This window comes from Marivita sp., assembly GCF_020055675.1.
Taxonomy (GTDB): Bacteria; Pseudomonadota; Alphaproteobacteria; order Rhodobacterales; family Rhodobacteraceae; genus Marivita.
In genome coordinates this window covers 18,745-40,036 of sequence record NZ_JAIPUS010000016.1, presented here as the reverse complement: position 1 = coordinate 40,036, position 21,292 = coordinate 18,745, and the positions used below count along the sequence as shown (strand labels likewise).

The 21,292-nt window shown below is 63.3% G+C and carries 22 protein-coding genes and 1 tRNA gene; 12 read left to right on the top strand and 11 right to left on the bottom strand.

What is annotated here, in order from left to right; translation table 11 throughout:
- Window positions 1-2: 2 nt before the first annotated feature.
- The 4 genes from LCF59_RS11625 to tgt all read right to left on the bottom strand — a co-directional run bounded on the left by LCF59_RS11625 (window position 3) and on the right by tgt (window position 4,452).
- A tRNA-Val gene (locus LCF59_RS11625) sits at window positions 3-77 on the bottom strand.
- A gap of 19 nt (window positions 78-96) precedes the next feature.
- A complete protein-coding gene (locus tag LCF59_RS11620; protein ID WP_292287680.1) occupies window positions 97-498 on the bottom strand; it encodes an HU family DNA-binding protein in 402 nt (133 codons plus the stop codon).
- Between the two features lie 191 nt (window positions 499-689).
- Window positions 690-3,095: an endopeptidase La gene (gene lon / locus LCF59_RS11615; RefSeq protein WP_292287678.1), complete on the bottom strand. Its 2,406-nt coding sequence runs from the start codon at window positions 3,093-3,095 to the stop codon at window positions 690-692.
- Window positions 3,096-3,318: 223 nt separating this feature from the next.
- Window positions 3,319-4,452 (bottom strand): tRNA guanosine(34) transglycosylase Tgt, encoded by a 1,134-nt coding sequence (gene tgt, locus LCF59_RS11610; RefSeq protein ID WP_292287676.1) that lies wholly within the window; start codon window positions 4,450-4,452, stop codon window positions 3,319-3,321.
- Window positions 4,453-4,521: 69 nt separating this feature from the next.
- On the opposite strand from tgt, the gene rimK reads away from it, so the two are divergent.
- From rimK to LCF59_RS11595, 3 genes are all read left to right on the top strand, one after another.
- Complete coding sequence (gene rimK / locus LCF59_RS11605) at window positions 4,522-5,934, top strand: 30S ribosomal protein S6--L-glutamate ligase (RefSeq protein ID WP_292287674.1); 1,413 nt, start codon at window positions 4,522-4,524, stop codon at window positions 5,932-5,934.
- An 85-nt stretch (window positions 5,935-6,019) separates the two neighbouring features.
- Window positions 6,020-6,382 (top strand): SUF system Fe-S cluster assembly protein, encoded by a 363-nt coding sequence (locus tag LCF59_RS11600; protein ID WP_292287672.1) that lies wholly within the window; start codon window positions 6,020-6,022, stop codon window positions 6,380-6,382.
- A gap of 187 nt (window positions 6,383-6,569) precedes the next feature.
- A complete protein-coding gene (locus LCF59_RS11595) occupies window positions 6,570-6,968 on the top strand; it encodes an iron-sulfur cluster assembly accessory protein (RefSeq protein ID WP_292287670.1) in 399 nt (132 codons plus the stop codon).
- A 32-nt stretch (window positions 6,969-7,000) separates the two neighbouring features.
- Here the strand turns inward: LCF59_RS11595 and LCF59_RS11590 are convergent, their stop codons facing one another.
- Window positions 7,001-7,912, bottom strand: a complete 912-nt coding sequence (locus tag LCF59_RS11590; RefSeq protein WP_292287668.1) for a 2-oxoglutarate and iron-dependent oxygenase domain-containing protein — start codon at window positions 7,910-7,912, stop codon at window positions 7,001-7,003.
- A 127-nt stretch (window positions 7,913-8,039) separates the two neighbouring features.
- On the opposite strand from LCF59_RS11590, the gene tpiA reads away from it, so the two are divergent.
- The gene (gene tpiA, locus LCF59_RS11585; protein ID WP_292287667.1) at window positions 8,040-8,780 is read left to right on the top strand and encodes a triose-phosphate isomerase; all 741 of its coding nucleotides are present in this window, start codon (window positions 8,040-8,042) and stop codon (window positions 8,778-8,780) included.
- A 173-nt stretch (window positions 8,781-8,953) separates the two neighbouring features.
- On the opposite strand, the gene LCF59_RS11580 is transcribed toward tpiA, so the two are convergent.
- The gene (locus LCF59_RS11580) at window positions 8,954-9,409 is read right to left on the bottom strand and encodes an Lrp/AsnC family transcriptional regulator (RefSeq protein WP_292287665.1); all 456 of its coding nucleotides are present in this window, start codon (window positions 9,407-9,409) and stop codon (window positions 8,954-8,956) included.
- A gap of 150 nt (window positions 9,410-9,559) precedes the next feature.
- Between LCF59_RS11580 and cobA the strand changes: the two genes are divergently transcribed.
- The 6 genes from cobA to LCF59_RS11550 all read left to right on the top strand — a co-directional run bounded on the left by cobA (window position 9,560) and on the right by LCF59_RS11550 (window position 14,441).
- Window positions 9,560-10,336, top strand: coding sequence for a uroporphyrinogen-III C-methyltransferase (cobA, locus tag LCF59_RS11575; protein ID WP_367273391.1), 777 nt, complete (start codon window positions 9,560-9,562; stop codon window positions 10,334-10,336).
- On the top strand, window positions 10,336-10,638 hold the full coding sequence (locus LCF59_RS11570; RefSeq protein WP_292287663.1) for a DUF2849 domain-containing protein: 303 nt from the start codon (window positions 10,336-10,338) through the stop codon (window positions 10,636-10,638). Before cobA ends, LCF59_RS11570 begins: the two co-directional genes overlap by 1 nt.
- Complete coding sequence (locus tag LCF59_RS11565; RefSeq protein ID WP_292287661.1) at window positions 10,638-12,311, top strand: nitrite/sulfite reductase; 1,674 nt, start codon at window positions 10,638-10,640, stop codon at window positions 12,309-12,311. Before LCF59_RS11570 ends, LCF59_RS11565 begins: the two co-directional genes overlap by 1 nt.
- Window positions 12,311-13,072, top strand: a complete 762-nt coding sequence (locus LCF59_RS11560) for a phosphoadenylyl-sulfate reductase (protein ID WP_292287659.1) — start codon at window positions 12,311-12,313, stop codon at window positions 13,070-13,072. Before LCF59_RS11565 ends, LCF59_RS11560 begins: the two co-directional genes overlap by 1 nt.
- Complete coding sequence (locus LCF59_RS11555) at window positions 13,069-13,464, top strand: DUF934 domain-containing protein (RefSeq protein WP_292287657.1); 396 nt, start codon at window positions 13,069-13,071, stop codon at window positions 13,462-13,464. Before LCF59_RS11560 ends, LCF59_RS11555 begins: the two co-directional genes overlap by 4 nt.
- A gap of 116 nt (window positions 13,465-13,580) precedes the next feature.
- The gene (locus LCF59_RS11550; RefSeq protein WP_292287655.1) at window positions 13,581-14,441 is read left to right on the top strand and encodes a ferredoxin--NADP reductase; all 861 of its coding nucleotides are present in this window, start codon (window positions 13,581-13,583) and stop codon (window positions 14,439-14,441) included.
- A gap of 236 nt (window positions 14,442-14,677) precedes the next feature.
- Here the strand turns inward: LCF59_RS11550 and LCF59_RS11545 are convergent, their stop codons facing one another.
- Entirely contained in the window at window positions 14,678-15,664 is a 987-nt protein-coding gene (locus tag LCF59_RS11545) for a hypothetical protein (protein ID WP_292287653.1), read from the bottom strand.
- 204 nt (window positions 15,665-15,868) lie between these two features.
- Here LCF59_RS11545 and infC point away from each other — a divergent pair, with 204 nt between their 5' ends.
- Window positions 15,869-16,414 (top strand): translation initiation factor IF-3, encoded by a 546-nt coding sequence (gene infC / locus LCF59_RS11540; RefSeq protein WP_367273392.1) that lies wholly within the window; start codon window positions 15,869-15,871, stop codon window positions 16,412-16,414.
- A gap of 87 nt (window positions 16,415-16,501) precedes the next feature.
- Here infC and LCF59_RS11535 read toward each other — a convergent pair whose 3' ends face one another.
- From LCF59_RS11535 to dksA, 4 genes are all read right to left on the bottom strand, one after another.
- On the bottom strand, window positions 16,502-17,500 hold the full coding sequence (locus LCF59_RS11535; protein WP_292287648.1) for a molybdopterin-binding protein: 999 nt from the start codon (window positions 17,498-17,500) through the stop codon (window positions 16,502-16,504).
- Window positions 17,497-18,465: an XdhC family protein gene (locus tag LCF59_RS11530; protein WP_292287646.1), complete on the bottom strand. Its 969-nt coding sequence runs from the start codon at window positions 18,463-18,465 to the stop codon at window positions 17,497-17,499. Before LCF59_RS11530 ends, LCF59_RS11535 begins: the two co-directional genes overlap by 4 nt.
- Window positions 18,466-18,546: 81 nt before the next feature.
- Window positions 18,547-19,725 (bottom strand): FAD-dependent monooxygenase, encoded by a 1,179-nt coding sequence (locus LCF59_RS11525; RefSeq protein WP_292287645.1) that lies wholly within the window; start codon window positions 19,723-19,725, stop codon window positions 18,547-18,549.
- A gap of 71 nt (window positions 19,726-19,796) precedes the next feature.
- Complete coding sequence (gene dksA, locus LCF59_RS11520; protein ID WP_292287716.1) at window positions 19,797-20,219, bottom strand: RNA polymerase-binding protein DksA; 423 nt, start codon at window positions 20,217-20,219, stop codon at window positions 19,797-19,799.
- A 167-nt stretch (window positions 20,220-20,386) separates the two neighbouring features.
- Here dksA and LCF59_RS11515 point away from each other — a divergent pair, with 167 nt between their 5' ends.
- Complete coding sequence (locus LCF59_RS11515) at window positions 20,387-21,229, top strand: MoxR family ATPase (RefSeq protein WP_292287714.1); 843 nt, start codon at window positions 20,387-20,389, stop codon at window positions 21,227-21,229.
- The last annotated feature ends 63 nt before the right edge of the window (window positions 21,230-21,292 follow it).

Sequence of the window (21,292 nt, the reverse complement as noted above, 5' to 3'; positions counted from 1 at the left end):
CATGGTGGGTGATAAGAGATTCGAACTCCTGACATCTTCGATGTGAACGAAGCGCTCTACCACTGAGCTAATCACCCGTTGGCACGCCTCTTAGCGCTACTCGGCGGCCTGTGCAAGAGGGTCTGCGGCGTCCGCCTGATGGTTCTCATTGCGCCGCAGGCGGGTGGTGATGACATGGGCCTTGGTTGTCTTTTTCATCCGCGTGATCTTGAGCTTGCCCATCGGCGCGAGGTTCAATTCGCGGCCTTCGGCGATGGTCTCGCCCAGCACGGCAAGCATCGCTTCGACCACAGGCTTCGCGTCGCGTTTCTTGATCCCGCTTCGCGCGACCACGGTGTCGATCAGCTCTTTCTTCTTCAACTCGGGCGCGGTGATCGTCGGTGTTTCGTTTACCACCACTTCGGGCTCCGGCGCCTGCGCCGCAGCCTCTTTGGCCGTTTTTGACGCGGCGCTGGTGCGCGTCGATGCTGTCGTGGTGGTTTTGCTGCTCGTCGCCATGGTGGTCATCCTCTGTCTGTTTTGTCGTTTATTGGCGAAATCGCCTCGACAGTAACAGGGATTGTTCCATGATCCAGTATTTCGGATGCCTTGGCATACAAAATACGGGAGCTGTTTGAAAAATACGCCACCGGATCGAAAAACGCCGCCCCGGTCGGGGCGGCGTGTATCGTTGTTTCAAAGCGCGTGGGTCAGTGCGCGATGGCAGAGGTCCCGCCCTGATCCTTGGACAGCGCCTGCGCTGCCGCCTCTTCGGCCTCCTCGTCCCACTCGATGGGTTCAAGGTCTCCGACCAGCGCCAGCTCGAGTACCTCCGACACGTGTTCCACGGGGATGATCTCAAGCCCGTCCTTCACGTTGTCCGGCAATTCCACCAGGTCTTTCTCGTTTTCCTTGGGGATCAGCACCGTCTTGATACCGCCTCGCAAGGCCGCGAGAAGCTTTTCCTTGAGGCCGCCGATGGGCATCGAATTTCCGCGCAAGGAAACCTCGCCCGTCATGGCGATATCGCGCCGCACGGGGAGACCCGACAGCACCGATACGATGGAGGTCACCATCGCAAGGCCGGCCGAGGGGCCATCCTTTGGCGTTGCGCCATCGGGCACGTGGACGTGAATATCCATCTTGTCGAACTTCGTCGGCTTCACACCGATGGTCGGGCTGATCGACCGCACATAGCTGGAGGCCGCGTCGATCGATTCCTTCATCACGTCGCCCAGCGTCCCGGTGGTTTTCATCCGGCCCTTGCCCGGCAGCTGGAGCGCCTCGATGTGAAGCAGATCCCCCCCCACCGAGGTATAGGCCAGCCCGGTCACGACACCGACCTGGTTCTCCTCTTCGGCCAGCCCGTAGCGGTGCTTCCGAACCCCGAGGTAATCGGACAGGTTGTCAGGTGTGACACTCACCGTGTCCTCCTGCTTCTTGATGATCTGCGTCACCGCCTTGCGCGAGACCTTGGAGATTTCACGCTCCAGGTTCCGCACCCCGGCTTCGCGGGTGTAATAGCGGATCATGTCCGTCAGCGCCTCGTCCGTCAGTTCGAACTCGCCCTTCTTGAGGCCGTGATTCTTGACCTGCTTGGAAATCAGGTGCCGTTTGGCGATCTCGGCCTTTTCGTCCTCGGTATAGCCGGCCAGCGGGATGACCTCCATCCGGTCCAGAAGCGGCCCCGGCATGTTGTAGGAGTTCGCCGTGGTCAGGAACATCACGTTCGACAGGTCGTATTCCACTTCGAGATAGTGATCCACGAATGTCCCGTTCTGTTCGGGGTCCAGCACCTCGAGCATCGCCGACGCCGGGTCGCCCCGGAAATCCTGGCCCATCTTGTCGATTTCGTCGAGCAGGATAAGCGGATTCGTCGTTTTCGCCTTTTTCAGCGCCTGGATGATCTTGCCCGGCATGGAGCCGATATAGGTCCGGCGGTGGCCGCGAATCTCGGATTCGTCGCGCACGCCGCCCAGGGAAATGCGGATGAATTCGCGTCCCGTGGCCTTGGCGACCGATTTGCCCAGGCTGGTCTTGCCCACGCCCGGAGGGCCGACAAGGCACATGATCGGGCCTTTCAGCTTTTTGCTGCGCTGCTGCACCGCGAGGTATTCGACGATCCGTTCCTTGACCTTTTCAAGGCTGTAGTGATCCTCGTCGAGGATACGCTCGGCGCGGCTCAGATCCTTCTTCACGCGGGACTTGGTGCCCCACGGGATCGACAGCATCCAGTCGAGATAGTTTCGCACCACGGTCGCCTCGGCGCTCATCGGGCTCATGTTCTTGAGCTTCTTGAGCTCTGCCTCGGCTTTCTCGCGGGCTTCCTTGCTCAGCTTGGTCTCGTTGATCCGCGCTTCCAGCTCGGCCACTTCGTTCTGGCCGTCCTCGCCGTCGCCCAATTCCTTCTGAATGGCCTTCATCTGCTCATTCAGGTAATATTCGCGCTGCGTGCGCTCCATTTGCGATTTGACGCGGGTCTTGATCTTCTTCTCGACCTGCAGAACGCTCATTTCGCCCTGCATCAGGCCATAGACCTTCTCGAGCCGTTCGCTTACCGACAGCGTCTCCAGAAGCTCTTGCTTCTGTTCCACCTCGATGCCCAGATGCCCGGCCACCAGATCGGCCAGCTTGGCCGGCGCGTCGGCATCCGACACTGCGCCCAAGGCCTCGTCGGGGACGTTCTTTTTCACCTTGGCATAGCGTTCGAATTCCTCGCCCACGGTGCGCACAAGCGCCGCGGTGGCCGCTTCATCGCCCGGCGTCTCGGTCAGGTATTCTGCCGCCGCTTCGAAAAAGTTCTCGTTTTCGAGGTATTCGACAATGCGCACGCGACTCTGGCCCTCGACCAGCACCTTGACGGTGCCGTCCGGCAACTTGAGAAGCTGCAACACGTTCGCCAGAACCCCGGCCCGGTAAATTCCGTCGGTCTGCGGATCGTCCTCGGCCGGATCCATCTGGCTGGCAAGCAGGATCTGCTTGTCGTCCGCCATCACTTCTTCCAGCGCGCGCACAGATTTGTCGCGGCCGACAAACAGCGGCACGATCATATGCGGGAAAACAACGATATCGCGCAGTGGAAGCACTGGGTATGATGCGTTCAGGGGGTCTGTCATGCTCGTATCCTTATCATTGGCAAGATGGCACCGGCCCCGCTTGGCGGCAGCTCCGGCCATCTCCGGTCTCGGCTATAAAGGTGGGGCGGGACCCTGAATGTTTCAACCTTGCGCCGTTTGGTGGCACCATATCGGGCTGGTCGGGGCCTGCAAGGTGGCAATTTGCACTATGGTGAACCGCTGGGCACCGGGGTGACGCAGGTACGCACCTGCATCACCCCGGTCAAACCGGCGCAATATCGCCCTCGGCCCGCTGCGCGTGAAACTGCGCTTCGAAGGCTGCGAACCGCCCGGCGGAAATCGCATCGCGCATCCCCTGCATCAGCTCTTGGTAATAATGCAGGTTGTGCCAGGTCAGCAGCATCCCCGATATCATCTCCTGCGCCCGGAACACGTGATGCAGATAGGCACGGGAATAATTCCGGCAGGCCGGGCATGTGCAGTCTTCGTCCAGCGGCCTCGGGTCGTCCTGGTGGCGGGCGTTCTTGATGTTCACCTGCCCGCGCCGCGTCCAGGCCTGCCCGGTGCGTCCCGACCGTGAAGGCAGCACGCAATCCATCATGTCGATGCCGCGCTTGACCGCGCCGACGATATCGTCGGGCTTGCCCACCCCCATCAGGTAACGCGGCTTGTCCAGCGGCAACTGGCCCGGCGCGTAGTCAAGACAGCCGAACATCGCCTCTTGTCCTTCGCCCACGGCCAGGCCGCCCACCGCGTAGCCGTCGAATCCGACATCGCGCAACGCCGCCGCTGATTCCGCCCGCAGGTCCTGTTCCAAACCACCTTGCTGGATGCCGAAAAGCATATGCCCCGGCCGGTCGCCGAACGCCTCTTTCGACCGGGCTGCCCATCGCATCGACAGGCGCATCGACTCCGCGATCCGGGTCCGGTCGGCGGGCAGCGCCGGGCATTCGTCGAAACACATCACGATGTCCGATCCGAGCAACTTCTGGATTTCCATCGACCGCTCAGGTGTCAGCTCGTGGCGTGATCCGTCTATGTGCGATTTGAATGTCACGCCGGTTTCCGTCAGCTTGCGCAGGTCCGAAAGGCTCATCACCTGGAAGCCGCCGGAATCCGTCAGGATCGGCTTGTCCCAATTCATGAAGCGGTGCAGCCCGCCAAGACGGTTGATCCGCTTCGCAGTCGGACGCAACATGAGATGATAGGTATTGCCCAGCAGAATGTCGGCGCCTGTGGCTGCCACGCTTTCGGGCATCATCGCCTTGACCGTCGCAGCGGTCCCAACGGGCATGAATGCCGGCGTGCGGATCGCGCCGCGCGGTGTTTCAATGGTTCCGGCGCGTGCCAAGCCGTCGGTGGCGTGCAGCGTGAAAGAGGAAGAGGAAACAGTCATGATCTCGCCTTGCTTGCAGAGCGCGCCCTTGTGCGCCAAATCAGCAGAATTGCCAAGGAGGCCGCGCCCATGACCGACGACACCCCGCCACAGTCCCTGAAATTCGGCTGGGAGGAATGGGTCAGCCTGCCCGACCTGGGCCTGCCGGCGATCCGCGCCAAGGTCGACACCGGCGCGCGCACCTCGGCCTTGCATGCCGCCGATATCGAAGTCTTCGGGTCGGCCAACAAACCGCGCGTGCGGTTCGCCGTCCATCCGATCCCGGGGCGCGACGACCTGATCATCCCCTGCTCCGCCCCGATCATCGACCGCCGCGAGGTCACATCGTCCAACGGCGAGACCGAAAGCCGCTATGTCATCGCCTCGCGCCTGTCCGTTGCCGGCCAGGACTGGGATATCGAGATCACGCTGACCGACCGTGGCACCATGACCAACCGGATGTTGCTGGGGCGTCAGGCGCTCAGGGACCATTTGAACATCCTGCCCAGCGAACGCTTCCAGCAGCCGGAGCTGGACTACGACGTCTACCACACGTCCCGGATGCGCAAGATTGCGCCCAACCGCGCCCTGCGCATCGCCGTTCTCAGCCGGGAAAACAATTACTCCACCCGCCGCCTTGTCGAAGAGGGCGAGGCGCGTGGTCACGCGGTCGAAGTGATCGACACGACCCGCTGTTACATGGCGATCAACGCGATGGCGCCGGAAGTCTATTACGACGGCAAACGGCTGCCGCGCTACGACGCCGTCATTCCCAGGATCGGCGCCTCGATCACGCCCTACGGCACCGCCATCGTGCGCCAGTTCGAATCCATTGGCACCTATGTCGTCAATGGCAGCAGCGGCATCACCTCCAGCCGCGACAAGCTCCATGCACATCAAATCCTGGCGCGGCACGGCATCGGCATGCCGCCCACGGCCTTTGCCAACTCGCCGAAAGACACCTCCAATCTGATCGGTCTTGTCGGCACCGCGCCATTGATCGTCAAACTTCTGGAATCCACGCAAGGAAAGGGCGTCGTGATGGCCGAAACCAAGAAAGCCGCCGAATCGGTGATCGACGCGTTTCGCGGGCTCAAGGCCAACTTTCTCGTGCAGGATTTCGTCAAGGAAGCGGCCGGCGAAGACATCCGCTGTCTCGTCGTCAGCGGCAAGGTGGTGGCCGCGATGAAACGCACCGGGTCCGATGGCGATTTCCGCTCCAACCTGCATCGCGGCGGCAGCGCCACAAAGGTCCGCATCAGCAAGCAAGAGCGCGACGCCGCTGTCCGCTCCGCGCGCGTATTCGGTCTTGGGCTGGCCGGTGTCGATCTGCTGCGCTCCAATTCCGGACCCAAGGTGCTCGAAGTCAACTCTTCACCCGGCCTTGAGGGGATCGAAACCGCCAGCGGCAAGAACATCGCCGGGCTGCTCTATGACGGGATCGAGGAAAAGGTCCGCCCGGCCCCCGTGCCGCGCCGCAAATCGGCCCGCAAATCTTCCTGAAACAGACCCGCGCGACATCGCCCCCCTTTACCGCTGGGGCGGCATTCCCTATATCTTTCATCAGGAACGGACGGGAAGGACCGACATGAACGATGCCAGCCCAAAAATCGAAGGCGCGCCGCTGATTGCCCCCTCAAGCACCGATCATCCGCTGTATGATCAGGTGGTGGATGCGTGCCGCGCCGTCTACGATCCGGAGATCCCCGTCAACATCTACGACCTCGGCCTCATCTACACGATCGAGATCAGCCCCGAGAACGAGGTCAGCGTGATCATGACCCTCACCGCCCCCGGATGCCCCGTGGCGGGCGAAATGCCCGGTTGGGTGGCCGAGGCGATCGAACCGCTGCCCGGCGTCAAGCAGGTCGATGTTGATCTCACCTGGGAGCCGCCCTGGGGCATGGACATGATGTCCGACGAGGCCCGGCTCGAACTGGGCTTCATGTAAGCCATGACGGGCGGGGACAGGCATATCGCGCTTGTCCCGGCGCATCCGGGCAATTCCCGGATGCACCACCCGCATGATGCCATGCTCAGCATCCACGCCGAAGACCTCGGCGCGTGGACGTGCTGCGCCTTGGCAAAGCCCGACCGAAACCCAACGCTCCGCGTGCAAGACCCAAAGGACAGACCCCATGTTCGGCATCCCCGGCAAGCAAGCAGTCACCCTGACCCCCAAAGCGGTTGCGCAGGTGCGCAAACTAATGGCGTCGAAAGGTCATGCAGGCCTGCGCATCGGCGTCAAGAAAGGCGGCTGTGCGGGAATGGAATATACCATGGATTACGTTGACGCGGCCGACCCGAATGACGAGGTGGTGGATCAGGATGGCGCCACGGTGATGATCGCGCCGATGGCGCAGATGTTCCTGTTCGGCACCGAAATCGACTATCAGACCTCGCTGCTGGAATCCGGTTTCCAGTTCAACAACCCCAATGTTACCGATGCGTGCGGCTGCGGTGAATCCATCAAGTTCAAGGATGTCGAAGAGCTTGAGACCGAACACGCCAACGGCGCACCGAACCTCAAGGCATAGGGTCGGTCAAGATGTCGGGCGGCGGCGACGCGTCACCTTGTGCCTTGCAGATGCACATAGGTTTCGGAAAACCGGCGCGCCAAGTGATCGCCCGCCCGTATCACCTCTTCGGACCCCAAGGGCGCGACATTCGTTTCGACGTTGGGGTTGAAGAACAAAGGTACCGAGATCCGCTCGTCCGGCCCGCCTCTGACACGATGTGGTGTCGCCACCACGCGGCCCTCGGTCCACATCTCGAGCATTTCACCGAAATTGATGATGAACTCCCCCGGCGGAGCCTCTAGCGCAAGCCAGACCTCATGCCCGCGCGGCTGCACCTCCAGCCCCGGTTGGCCGTCCGTGGCCAGAAGCGTCAAACAGCCGTAATCGGTATGCGCGGCAATACCGTAATCCTTCTCTCCGGCCCAATCCGGACGCGGCGGGTAATAATTGCCGCGCAACAAGGCCATCGGGCAATCGAACTTGTCGTCGAAGAAATCCGCATCCGCCCCGATCGACAAGGCGATGCCGCGCAGGATGCCACGCGCCGCCTCCAGCGCATCCGTATAATAGGCGCGGATCACGGCGTCGAACCCGGCGGGCCGGTCCGGCCAATGGTTCGGCGCATACACCGGCAGCGCCGCGCGGAAATCACCGTCGGGCACGGGATAGCCGCAATCGAAGACTTCCTTGTAGTCCGGGTTCGACCCGGGATCGACCTGCTCGGATTTCGGCGCGCCCCAGCCCCGGTTCGCCCCGGTGCGCGCCATGTTCACCTGATCCTTGATCTCGACCGGCAAGGCAAAGAACGCGCGATAGGCCGCCAGAACAAAGCGCATGCGGGTTGGCGAAAAAACGGTATTGTGAACCGTGGCAAAGCCCACATCCTCTGCGGCCCGTCGCATCTGCGCCAAGCTTTCGGCATCGCCTGCCGCAAGCGCCGCCGCATCCAGTCTTGGGATCATTCCGTATCCTTCCCGCCTGATGCCCGTCTTCTTGTCATTCCCCGCGCCGCCGTGCAACGGCCCTTGACCTCGGCCCATGGCCCGCGATGATGCGCGCAACTCGACCAACAGACACAGGATGATCGCCATGCGCCGCAAACTCGCCGCCGGAAACTGGAAGATGAACGGAAGCCCCGCCGCGCTGACCGACCTTGACGCGCTTGCAGATGCCGCAACCGGTGATACCGAAGTTCTGGTCTGCCCGCCCGCGACGCTGATCGCGCAGGCCAGGGCGCGATGCGGCGCCATTGCCATCGGCGGGCAGGATTGCCACAGCGCCACATCCGGCGCGCATACCGGCGATCTCTCTGCCGCCATGCTGCGCGACGCGGGGGCGACCCATGTCATCCTCGGCCATTCCGAACGTCGCGCCGACCACGGCGAAACCGATGCGCTGGTCGCCGCCAAGACGGTCGCGGCCTGGGACGCCGGGCTGACAGCCATCGTCTGTGTCGGCGAAACGCTGGACGATCGCGACGCGGGCAAAACGCTCGACGTGATCGGCGCCCAACTGGCCCACTCGCTGCCCGACGGGGCAACAGACGCCAACACGGTGATTGCCTATGAGCCGGTCTGGGCCATCGGCACCGGCAAGGTTCCGACCTCTGCGCAGATCGCCGAGGTCCACAGCTTCCTGCGCGCCGCCCTTGTTCAGCGTCTCGGCAATGAAACGGCCAGCGCGATCCGCCTGCTCTATGGCGGCAGTGTCAAGCCCACCAATGCCGCCGAGATCTTCGGCGTCACCGATGTCGACGGGGCCCTGGTGGGTGGCGCAAGTCTCACGGCGGATGATTTCACCCCGATTATCACCGCGCTCAACATGGCGTGACAAACCCACCGGGACGCGACGCAAAGCCGGGTCAAAGACCGGGCCCGCGTCCCGGCTTCTTCTCTTTGGCAAATATGCACGCGAAACATCGCCACGCGCGCATCACGGATCGGGCAGTATCACGTCAACGCTGCCCGAAAACGAGCGCGCGGAAGCGCACATCGTGATTGCGCCTACAAGGGCAGCGCCGTGGTCGATTTGATTTCTTCCATCGACAGCAGCGCCGTCACGTTGTGGACCCGCACCTCGGCGATCAGCGCCTGGTAGAACGCGTCATAGGCGCGGGCGTTCTTCACACGGACCTTCAGGATATAGTCGATATCCCCCGCCAACCGGTGTGCTTCCTGCACTTCGGGGCGGTCCTGCAAGGCCTTCAGAAAGGTTCGTTGCCAGTCTGCCTCATGTTCGCTGGTGCGGATCAGGACGAAGAAACAAGCCTCGAACCCCAGCGCATCGGCATCGAGCCGCACGGTCTGCGGCCCCACGATGCCGGCCTCGCGCATCTTGCGAATCCGATTCCAGACAGGGGTCTTCGAGGACCCCACCTTGCGCGCGATATCGTCCAGCGATTGCGCCGCGTCGGTTTGCAGTTCAATCAGGATTTTCCGATCCGTGTCGTCCAGTTTCATCGCTGTTCCAAATCTTGTCCAATCCACGGATCACCTGTCCGCGCACCCGCAGTATGTAGAACATCTGTCCTTAATTTTGCAAGGCACTGGCCCCTTTAAAGAACGTCGTTCTATATTCGTGACAAGAAACGCGCTCAGAAGGGGGTTCCCATGTCACATATTTCACGCCAGAGCCAGGCTCGTCCGGTGCTGTTCGTCGGGGCCGGCCCGGGCGATCCGGACCTGCTGACACTGAAGGCCTTGAAGGCGTTGCAAGCGGCCGATGTGGTGATCCACGACCGCCTTGTCAGCGCCGGCGTGCTTGCACGGATCGGCACCGGGACACGCCTGCGCAACGCTGGCAAGGAGGGGTTCGGCCCGTCCCTGGACCAGGAAACCATCAACAGGCTTATCGTCCAGGAGGCGCAAAGCGGCGCGCGGGTGGTCCGGCTCAAATCCGGCGATTCCACTGTCTTCGGACGGCTCGACGAGGAGCTGGATGCTGTCGCGGCGGCGGGTCTGGAGTTCGATATCCTGCCCGGGCTTACCTCCGCGTCGGCGGCGGTTGCGGCGCTCGGGCAATCTCTCACCAAACGCGGGCGCAACGCGGCTGTGCGCCTTGTCACCGGGCACGACATGAAAGGCTATGCCGATCAGGATTGGCATACGCTGGCCAGTGCCGGAGAAGTTGCGGCGATTTACATGGGCAAGAAGGCTGCGCGCTTCATCCAGGGCCGTTTGCTGATGCATGGAGCCGCCCCCGGCACGCCCGTCACGATCGTCGAGAACGCGTCGCGCAGCGATCAAAGGATCGTCCCCGCAACCCTGTCAAACCTGCCAAACGCGCTGGCGGAGGCTGATATCACGGGCCCTGCCCTGCTCATGCTGGGTCTTGCCCCGCGCGACACCGCCGTCATGGACTTGCCGCACGCTCGGGAGATGATCTGATGGCCGCGATCTTCACGCCAAAAGTGGTCACCGCCAATGCGCTTCTGGAAGGCGATGTGGTCTACCTGACCGACGCCGACACGTGGTCGCGCGACCTCGAACAGGCCGAGGTGCTGACCGATGAAGCCGATGCGCAAATCCGCCTGATCGAGGCCAGCGCCCGCGTCGACGAGGTGGTGGGCGTCTACCTGGCCGAGGTGACCCCGGGCTCGACCGGCCCGGAGCCTGCGCATTTCCGCGAGGCCTTCCGCGCGACAGGCCCCTCTAACTATTCCCACGGCAAACAGTCCGAGGCTCTTTGATGTACCGCTATACCGATTTCGACGCCGCTTTCGTGGCCACACGCAATGCCCAGTTCCGCGCACAGGTGGAACGCCGCATCGACGGCAGCCTGACGGAGGACGAATTCAAACCGCTGCGCCTGATGAACGGGCTCTACCTGCAACTGCATGCCTACATGCTGCGCGTGGCGATCCCCTATGGCACGCTCAACAGCGCCCAGTTGCGGCAGCTGGCCTATATTGCCGAGCGTTGGGACAAGGGCTATGGCCACTTTACCACCCGCCAGAACATCCAGTTCAACTGGCCCAAGCTGCGCGATGTGCCCGACATGCTCGACGCGCTGGCCGAGGTGCAGATGCACGCCATCCAGACCTCCGGCAACACCATCCGGAACGTGACCGCCGACCATTTCGCCGGTGCCGCCGCAGACGAGATCGCCGATCCGCGCCCGGTGGCCGAGCTGATCCGCCAATGGTCGACAGATCACCCGGAGTTCCAGTTCCTGCCGCGCAAGTTCAAGATCGCCGTCACCGGAAGCCCCAATGACCGCGCCGTGACAAAGGCGCATGACATCGGTCTGCGCATGATCCGCAACGATGCAGGCAAGCCTGGATTCGAGGTCATCGTCGGCGGGGGCCTTGGACGCACCCCGGTGATCGGCAAAATCGTGCGCGACTTCCTGCCCGAGGCCGATCTGCTGCCCTATCTCGAAGCGGTGGTCAGCGTCTGGAACCTGCTGGGGCGTCGCGACAACAAGTACAAGAGCCGTATCAAGATCACCGTGCACGAGCACGGCATCGACGACATCCGCGCGCGGGTCGAAGACCGGTTCGCGCTTTTGCGCCCGGCTTTCAGCGGCGTTGACCAGCAGCTTTTCGCGCAGATCAAATCCGATTTCGCGCCGCCCGCGTTCGAGGACCGCGACACCGCGCCCTTCGATCAGGCCTATGAACAGGATTCGGTCTTCCGCTCCTGGGCCGACACGAACCTTAGCGACCACCGCGCGCCGGGCCACGCCATCGCACAGATCAGCCTCAAGGCGCATGGCGCGACACCGGGCGATGCCAGTGCCGACCAGATGCGCGTGATGGCCGATCTGGCGGCGCGGTATGGCCATGACGAATTGCGCATCAGCCACGAACAGAACATCGTGCTTCCGCATGTGCACAAGGCCGACCTGCCCGCGATCCACGCAGCGCTGAAGGAGGCCGGGCTGGCCACCGCCAATATCGGCAGGATCAGCGACATCATCGCCTGCCCCGGCATGGATTACTGCGCATTGGCCACCGCCCGGTCGATCCCGATCGCGCAGGAGATCGCCACGCGGTTCGATCAACTCAAGCTGGAGCACGAGGTGGGCGACCTCAAGATCAAGATCTCGGGCTGCATCAACGCCTGCGGCCATCACCATGTCGGCCACATCGGCGTCCTCGGATTGGACCGCGCCGGGGTGGAGAGCTACCAGATCACGCTGGGCGGGGATCACACCGAGAATGCCGCCATCGGTCAGCGCACCGGGCCGGGATTTGCGGCAGACGAGATTGTGCCCGCCATCGAACGGATCGTGGACACCTACCTGTCGGAACGCCTGAGCGCCGATGAGGCGTTCATCGACACCTTCGCCCGCGTCGGCATGACCCCGTTCAAGACCGCGCTTTACGGCGAGAACGACAAACGCGCAAAGGCTGCCTGATGCTGCACCCGTCACATATCAGCGAAGACCGCGCGCCCGCGATTGACGCGCACTTGGCCGCGAAGGACCGCGTTGCAGCGCTGAACGCGCGCTACCGCCATTTCGGAACGTCCTCCCTGCTGGAGGCCGTCCTGTCGCGCGGTCTCTTTGACCGGATCGCCATGGTGTCCAGTTTCGGCGCGGAATCCGCCGTGCTCTTGCACCTGATCACCCAGATCGACCGCGACCTGCCCGTGCTCTTCATCGACACGGCGCTCTTGTTCGAGGAAACGCTGACCTACCAGCAAGACCTCGCAGAGCATCTTGGCCTGACCAATGTACAGGTGATCCGCGCCACGGACCGCACGGTTGAGGCGGTCGATCCGTACGGTGCCCTGCGCTTCAGCAATCCAGATGCCTGCTGCGACTTGCGCAAGGCGCAGCCGCTGGAAAGCGCGCTCAATGGCTATGACGCCTGGATCACCGGGCGCAAACGCCATCAGGCGCGGACGCGGCTGGACCTGGGTTATTTCAACCTCGACGAGGGCAGCGCCCGGATCAAGATCAACCCGCTGATCGATTGGACGGCAGCGCGCCTCGAGGCACATCTCGCCACGCATGCTCTGCCCCGGCACCCGCTGGTAGCCAAGGGCTACCCGTCCATCGGCTGCGCCCCCTGCACCACCCGCGTGGCCAAAGGCGAAGACCCCCGCGCCGGACGCTGGCGCGGCTTGGGCAAGACCGAATGCGGCCTGCACACACCCAGAGGAGACGCGACATGACCGTTCTCATCAATGACACCGGCTTCCTGACCACCGATCCGACCCGCTGGATCGACCCCGAAGCGCGCATCGACCTGCCACCGGATACCGATCCGGCGCGGCTCAGATGCCTGCTCATCGGCAAGGAACTGGTGCGCATCGCCTTTCCCGGCTTTGCCGACGGGCGCGGCTTTACCCTGGCCCGGATGATCCGGCAGCAGGGTTACAAGGGCTGGCTGCGCGCGCATGGCCACGTGATCGCGGATCAATACGCGATGATCCGGCGGTCGGGCTTTGACGATGTGGAAATCGACGACGACCTTGCCGCCCGCCAGCCCGAGGAGCAATGGCTGTCCCGTGCCGACTGGCAGGCGCATGATTATCAATCGCGCCTGCGCGGCCGCGCTGCGTGACGCGTCACTCGCAACAATGAAGACCCCACCCTGTCGCTGCGGCCACGGGCGGGTTTCATCTGATGTAAATCAAAGATAGATATGAAAAACCGGTTAAGAAAACCGGGATGGACACCATGACAGAGTTGACACCCGTGACAGACGCCACCGCCGCCAAAGCGCCCGCCGCCAAGACCCTCGCCGTTCCAGACGCCCAGACCGTCACATCGGTCACCCACTGGACCGACAAGCTGTTTTCCTTCCGGGTGACACGACCAGCATCCTTGCGGTTCCGGTCTGGCGAATTCGTGATGATCGGGCTGATGCAGACCGACCCCAAGACCGGCAAGGAAAAGCCGCTCCTGCGCGCCTATTCCATCGCATCGCCATCCTGGGACGAGGAACTGGAATTCTACTCGATCAAGGTGCAGGATGGCCCATTGACCAGCCGCTTGCAGCATATCGAACCCGGCGATCAGATCATCCTGCGGCCCAAACCCGTGGGCACGCTGGTGCATGACGCGCTGCTGCCGGGCAAACGGCTCTGGCTCTTTGCGACCGGAACGGGCATCGCGCCCTTTGCCTCGCTCCTGCGCGACCCGCAGACCTTTGAGGATTACGAGGAGGTCATTCTCACCCATACCTGCCGCGAAGTCGGAGAGCTTCAATACGGCAAGGAATTGATCGCCGATATCCGAAGCGACGAAATGCTGGCCGAACTGATGGGAGACGGCTTTCACAAAAAGCTGCGCTATTACCCGACGACCACGCGCGAAGACAGCGCCAAGATGGGCCGAATCACTGATCTGATGCGGTCGGGTGACGTGTTCGCCGATCTGGATGTGCCAGAACCCAACCCGGAAAATGACCGCGCGATGGTCTGTGGCAACCTTGCCTTCAACCTTGAAATCAAGGACATGCTGGAAGCATACGGGTTGGAAGAAGGCGCGAATTCGGACCCCAAGCAATACGTGGTCGAAAAGGCGTTCCTGGATTAGACTTGACCGCCGAAGAGACGCGTCATGCGGTGCCGAAACCGCCTGAAACACCTGCCTGTCAACGCCCGGGGCCTAAAAAAACCGCGCGAGAAACACTCCACGCGCGGTCCATCGTACTGATATCGTGTCAGACCTTGGGGCATGTCGCACAAAAGCGGCACCCGCTTTTGTGCGTCCCGGACGTGGCTGATCAAAAAGTCAGACTGCGTCGCCTGGCAAAGTGACCGCGATACGCCCTAGAATCCCAGTTGGCCGCGCAGTGTCTTCAACAGCCCTTCAAGCTGTTGCGGGCTGTCGCGCATCTGTTCAAGAGCGGTCTTGGTGGTGGACTTGATGACCGGCGACAAGTCGGAATTTTCGACGTATTCGACAACGCGGTCATAGTCGAAGCCATCGACACTGAGCGCCTGCTCCATGTTGCCCGCCGCGTCACCCGCCGTGTCGGCTGTCGCCTCCGCAGCCTCTTCGGTGGCGTCAGCTGCGGTATCGGCGGCGGTATCCGCGTCGCTGGCCACGTCTTCTGCCGCCTCTGTCGCCGTGTCGGCGGCGCCTTCGGCAGCATCCGCAGCTTCATCCGCCGTTTCGGCCGTTGCGTCACCGGCTTCGCCTGCGGCGTCAGCGGCGGCATCGGCTGTTTCTTCGGTTGCCTCGACACCATCGGCCGCAGCGTCACCGGCCGCGTCGACAGCGCCCTCTGCCGCCTCTTCGGTTGCGGTTGCGGCGTCGGACACGGCCTCGCCCGCAGCGTCGGCCGCGTCATTTGCGGTCTCGGCAGTGGTGTCCGCCGCGTCAGTCGCCATGTCGGACGCGGCCTCTGTCGCCTCGTCTACCGCATTTGTCACCGACTCGACCGCGTCATTCACGGCATTGCCGGCGTCCTCCAGAACATCTCCCGCGGCGTCTGTTGCGGCATTCGCGGCCTCGGACACATCTTCGCCCACGCCTTCTGCTGCGCCGGTCGCCTCGTCGATGGCGCCTTCAACGGCCTCTGTCACCTCGTCGACAGCACCGGACACCGTGTTCTGGGCGGAGTCCGCAGCCTCCGACACGGTATCAGCGGCGGCATCGGTCGTCGTCTTTCCCGTCTCTGCCGCGACAGACTCGGTCTCTTCGACCGCGTCAGAGCCGGATTGCACGATCTCGGGTGTGTCCCCGGACTGGGTAAACAGCCAGATGCCTATCCCGACGGCCGCGACCACGGCCAGAATGATTACGTTTTTCATTGTTTGCGGACCTTTTACGTTACGAATTATGCGCCCCACATCAGATCGATGCGGCAGCTTTGCCTGCATGTGCGCGCGACCGATTGCGACATCAAGGGGAAAGACCGCCCTATCCGCCCATTCTCGCCGAAAAGCGGCTTGAAAGGTCTTGGGCAGCCGTTTACTTTACATGCTTGATTTGCAGTGCATCAAAGGAGCAATACCATAGCCCGAAGACCTCATAACGCGCCCCCTACGCGCGACACCGGCCCCCGCGTGAACGACCGCATCAGGTCCGCTGAAATTCGCCTGATCGGGGCCGATGGTGAAAATGTCGGTGTCGTCACTCCCGAACGCGGGATGCAACTGGCCGAACAAGCCGGGCTTGATCTGGTCGAGATTTCGCCGAACGCCAATCCGCCGGTCGTCAAGATCATGGATTTCGGCAAGTACAAGTACGAACAGCAAAAACGCGAATCAGAAGCGCGCAGGAAGCAGAAAGTCATCGAGGTGAAGGAGGTCAAATTTCGACCCAACACCGACACGCATGACTATGAAGTGAAAATGCGCAACGTCTACAAGTTTCTGGAAAACGGTGACAAGGTGAAGGTCACCCTGCGATTCCGTGGGCGCGAAATGGCGCACCAGAACCTAGGCCGAGAGCTGCTTGAACGTGTCGCGGCCGACACCAAGGAGTATGGCAAGGTCGAAAACATGCCCAAGATGGAAGGTCGCCAGATGATCATGATCATCGGGCCATTGCAGCGCTGACGCTGTCCGGGACGGTATGACACGACGCGAAAGCGGCCCTCGGGTCGCTTTCTTTTTTTCGGGGCGTCCGGTCGGTTCCGGCCCCTGTCAGCTCTCGCGCGGCTTCGGGCGGCTTGGTGGCTCCTTGAGCAACCCGCCCACGCCCATGCCCATGATATCCGCCGGGACCACCGGTACATCGCACAGCATGCGTTCAAGCACCCAATCCGCGCCATTCAGCGCCGGAGACCGCGCGCACCCGGGCAGCCCGATCACCGGCACGGATCCGAGATGCCCCCAAAACAGAAGGTTGCCGGGGTCCACGGGCATTCCGTAGTGCACCACCGTGCCGCCTGCGGCGCGCAGCGCCTCGGGTGCTACATCATGAAGATCAGAGGTCGCCGATCCGGTCAGCACACAGATCAGGTCTGTTTGCGCGCAGGCATCGCGCAGCGCATCACACAGGGCCTGCACGCTGTGCGGCACCACCGCGCCCTCTCCCATGGTCACCCCCATCCGGTCGAAACGCGCGGCCATCGCGCGCTGGCCCTTGGGACCAACCGGCTGCTGGTTCACGCTGGTCTGGATCAAGGTCGCCCGGCGGCGCGAAACCGGGCGCAGCCCAAGCGCGGTCTGCCCGGCGGCGCAGGCCGCCTCCAGCGCGTCGCCCGGCGCGGCATAAGAGATGATCTTGACCGTCGCCACCATGCCGCGCGCCGCCACGCGCTGCCATTCCGGCACGGTGGCGACCGTGATCATCGGATGCACCGCATTCACCGCGTTGATCCTGTCGGCGTCGATCGCAACCACGCCGTTCGCCTTTGCGTGGATGTTGACGCGCCCGGTGCTGGCGCGCGCCACACGCAGATGCACCGCCTCCGGATCCGGCACCAGCGCCTGCGCCAGGCGCTCGGCGGCGCGGTCCTCGTGCACATCCCCCGCGGCGAGCTGCGCGACCGTCACCTCGGTGATGCCTGCGGATGACAACCTCTTGAGGGCGCCGGCGTCCAGGGTGACACCTTTGCGCAACCGGCCGTCGGCCAGTTGAACCGAATGCGCAAGGATGCCGCCTTCGGCCTGCGCCAGGGGGACCGTGCCGAACTTCATGCGCCGCGCCGCAGCACGCGGGTCATCTCGGCCAGGATCGACACGGCGATCTCGGCCGGACCCGCGGCACCGATATCAAGGCCCACCGGCCCATGGATGCGTGCAATCTGCGCATCGGTGAACCCCGCCTGCGTCAGCCGGTCCACCCGTTTCGCGTGCGTTCGGGTCGATCCCAGCGCGCCGATGTAAAAGCAATCCGCGCGCAAAGCCTGCTCGAGCGCCGGATCGTCAAGCTTGGGATCATGGGTCAACAGGACCAGCGCGGTGCGCCTGTCGAGCCCGAGCTGCGCCACGGCCTCGTCCGGCCAGTCATTCAGGATGGTCTCGCCGGGAAAGCGGCCCTCCGAGCCGAACGCGTCTCGCGGGTCGATCAGCGTCGGATCATATCCCGCGATACGCGCCATCGGCACCAAGGCCTGGGCGATATGCACGGCCCCCACCACGATCAGGCGCAGGGGCGGGTTGTGTATGGCCACGAAAGTCCGGCTGTCCGCGACAAAGCCGGACCGATCCATGCGGAACGCCTGGTCGTGACCGTCGCGCTCCACCCGACGCCTGCCACTGTCCAGATCAACGACATAGGCAGCGGGAACGCGGTTGGCGCGCAGGTTCACCAGTTGTTCGAGACACTCCTCCGGCATTACCCGGCCCACCGGTTCGACCAGCACACGAATGGTCCCGCCACAGGCCAGGCCAACGGCAAAGGCGTCCTGATCGCTGACCCCGAATTCCAGCTCGCGCGCGGTACCGTCCTCCAGCGCCTCCAGCGCCTCGACAACCACCGCGCCTTCGACGCAGCCGCCCGAGACCGAGCCTTCGATCTCGCCCGCGCCGGAAATCGCAAGCTGCGACCCGATGCGGCGCGGTGCGCTGCCCCATGTCTGGATCACGGTGGCCAGAACCGCGCCCTTGCCGGCGCGGTGCCAGTCAAGCGCCGTCTCGGGGCATATGTCGAAGCGATCCATGGCGACTCTCCTCCTGGTGCGGGCTTCGCGTCATGTCTATCATGCCATGCTGTCCTGTCGCCCCCTGCATTGGTGGCAGGGTCAGCCAGCGGGTTGGGTCACGTCGTGGCCATAAAGCCAGTCGAAGCGGCGCAGCATCTGGCCGGGAGCCACCCGGCTGACAAGGCCAAGCGCAGTATGCGCGGCAAATCGGAACGGCCCCGGTGACAGGTGGTAATTCCGCGCATTGCGGCTGGCCGCATCGATCACCCGCACGACACGGTCGCGGCGGCGGGACTGGTAGCTGGCAAGCCCTGTGGACAGATCCGCAGATCCGGACAGGGCGTCCGCCAGAGCCCACGCGTCCTCCAGCGCCATGTTGGCACCCTGCGCCAGGAACGGCAACGTCGGATGTGCCGCATCCCCCAAGAGCGCGGCGCCGTCCCGGTGCCAGGTCCGGGCGACGGGATGCCGGAACAGCCCCCAGAGCCCTGCGGTCTCGACACCAGACAGCATCTGCTGCACCTCTGGACCGAAACCGGAAAAGGCCTGTCGCAGGTTTTCGGGGTCATCCCTTTGCGACCAGCCCTCGGCCGTCCAGGTGTCGCGCTCTTCAACGGCGACAAGATTGAGGAAATCGCCGCCTCGGAGCGGATAGGTCACCATGTGCCGGCCCGGCCCCATGTGAACCCGCGCCTGGGCCGGGTGATCCATCGTGTTGGGCACGATCGCCCGCCACGCGACCTGCCTGGTAAAGAACGGTTTTTCGGTCTTGCTCAGGACCGGGCGCAGCACCGAATGCAGCCCGTCCGCCCCGATCACGAGATCGGCGATCCGGCGATCACCGGTGGCAAGCGTGATCTGCGGCCGCGGGGCGGTCGACACCGACTGAACCTTTTGCAGCAGACGGATCTGCACCCCTTGGTCGCGCGCGGCCGTGGACAGAAGCCCGATCAGATCGGCGCGATGCACAAACAGGTAGCGTTGATCGGCGGCCAGCCCGGACAGGTCCAGCCGCGCCACCTCCTGTCCCGTGGCACCGTTGCGCAGCGACACCGCGCGCCCGGCGACCGAACAGTCTGCCAGCTTTTGGCCCAGGCCAAGCGCCTCGATCACACGCAGCCCGTTGGGGGACACCTGAAGGCCCGCACCGACTTCGGTGATGGCTTCGGCCTGTTCGAGAACGGTCACGGCCGCGCCGCGCTGGCGCAATGCAAGCGCCGCGGCCAGCCCGCCAATACCGCCGCCGACCACGGCGATATCAAAACTGCTCAGATCCAAGGGGGCCTCCCAAAAGAAAACGCGCCAAAGCACAGGCCCCGGCGCGCGCATCCATTCCCCTGCCGCGCGTATCAGTCGTCGCGATGCACTTTCTCGCGCCGCTCGTGCCGCTCCTGCGCCTCAAGGCTGAGCGTCGTGGTTGGACGCGCCACCAGCCGCTTGAGTGAAATCGGTTCCCCAGTGGCCTGGCAATATCCGAACTCTCCCTCGTCGATTCGGCGCAGTGCAGCGTCGATCTTGGCCACCAGCTTGCGCTGGCGATCGCGAATCCGCAACTCCAGCGCGCGATCCGTTTCCTCGGAGGCCCGGTCGGCCACGTCCGGGATGTTGCGGGTCCCGTCCTGCAGCCCCGCGATGGTGGATTTGCTGTCACTGAGAAGCTCATCGCGCTGTTCGAGCAGTTCGCGGCGAAACCATTCGACTTGCCGCGCGTTCATGAAGGGCTCGTCCTCGGCAGGTCGATAATCATCGGGCAGGAAGGTTTCTGCTTTCATCTCGGTTCCCTTGTCTAGGCCAACATCGGACATGGAAATTCTTTCAGACATCTGGCACCTCTGTGCGCAGGGCTTAACGGAAGGCCCAAGGCTTGTCACTACCGAATAGCGGCACGAACCGGCGACGGTCCAGGCCCGGGACACAGACGCAAAAAGGCACGATGGCTATGAAATTCGAAGGCACCGAAAGCTATGTCGCGACGGATGATCTGACCATCGCGGTCAACGCTGCCGTTACGCTGGAACGACCGCTTCTGGTCAAGGGGGAACCGGGCACGGGCAAGACCGAGCTGGCACGCCAGGTGGCCCGGGGGCTGGGTCTGCGGATGATCGAGTGGAACATCAAATCGACCACCAAGGCGCAGCAGGGACTCTATGAATACGACGCGGTCAGCCGATTGCGCGACAGCCAACTGGGCGATGCGCGCGTGAACGACGTGCGCAACTACATCCGCAAGGGCAAGCTGTGGCAGGCCTTCGAGGCGGATGAGAAAGTTGTTCTGCTGATCGACGAGGTCGACAAGGCGGATATCGAGTTTCCAAACGACCTGCTGCAAGAGCTCGACAGGATGGAGTTCCATGTCTACGAGACCGGCGAGACCGTGACGGCCCGGCATCGCCCCATTGTCATCATCACGTCGAACAACGAAAAGGAGCTGCCAGACGCGTTCCTGCGGCGCTGCTTTTTCCATTACATTCGCTTTCCCGACCCCGAGACGCTGCGCCGGATCGTCGACGTGCACCATCCCGGGCTGAAAGAGGCGCTGCTGACCACGGCGTTGACGCGATTCTACGAAGTCCGCGAACAGCCGGGTCTGAAGAAAAAACCGTCCACATCAGAAGTGCTCGATTGGCTCAAGCTCCTGCTGGCAGAGGACATGACGGCAGAAGACCTCAAGCGTGACGGGGCCGCTGCCCCGCCGAAACTGCACGGGGCGCTTTTGAAGAACGAACAGGATGTGCATCTTTTCGAACGGCTGGCCTTCATGGCCCGGCGCGACGGGCGATAAGGGCGGAGGGCAGATGCGCCACCGCATCTGCACGTTTCCAGTGACCGAAACGATTGGGGGGCC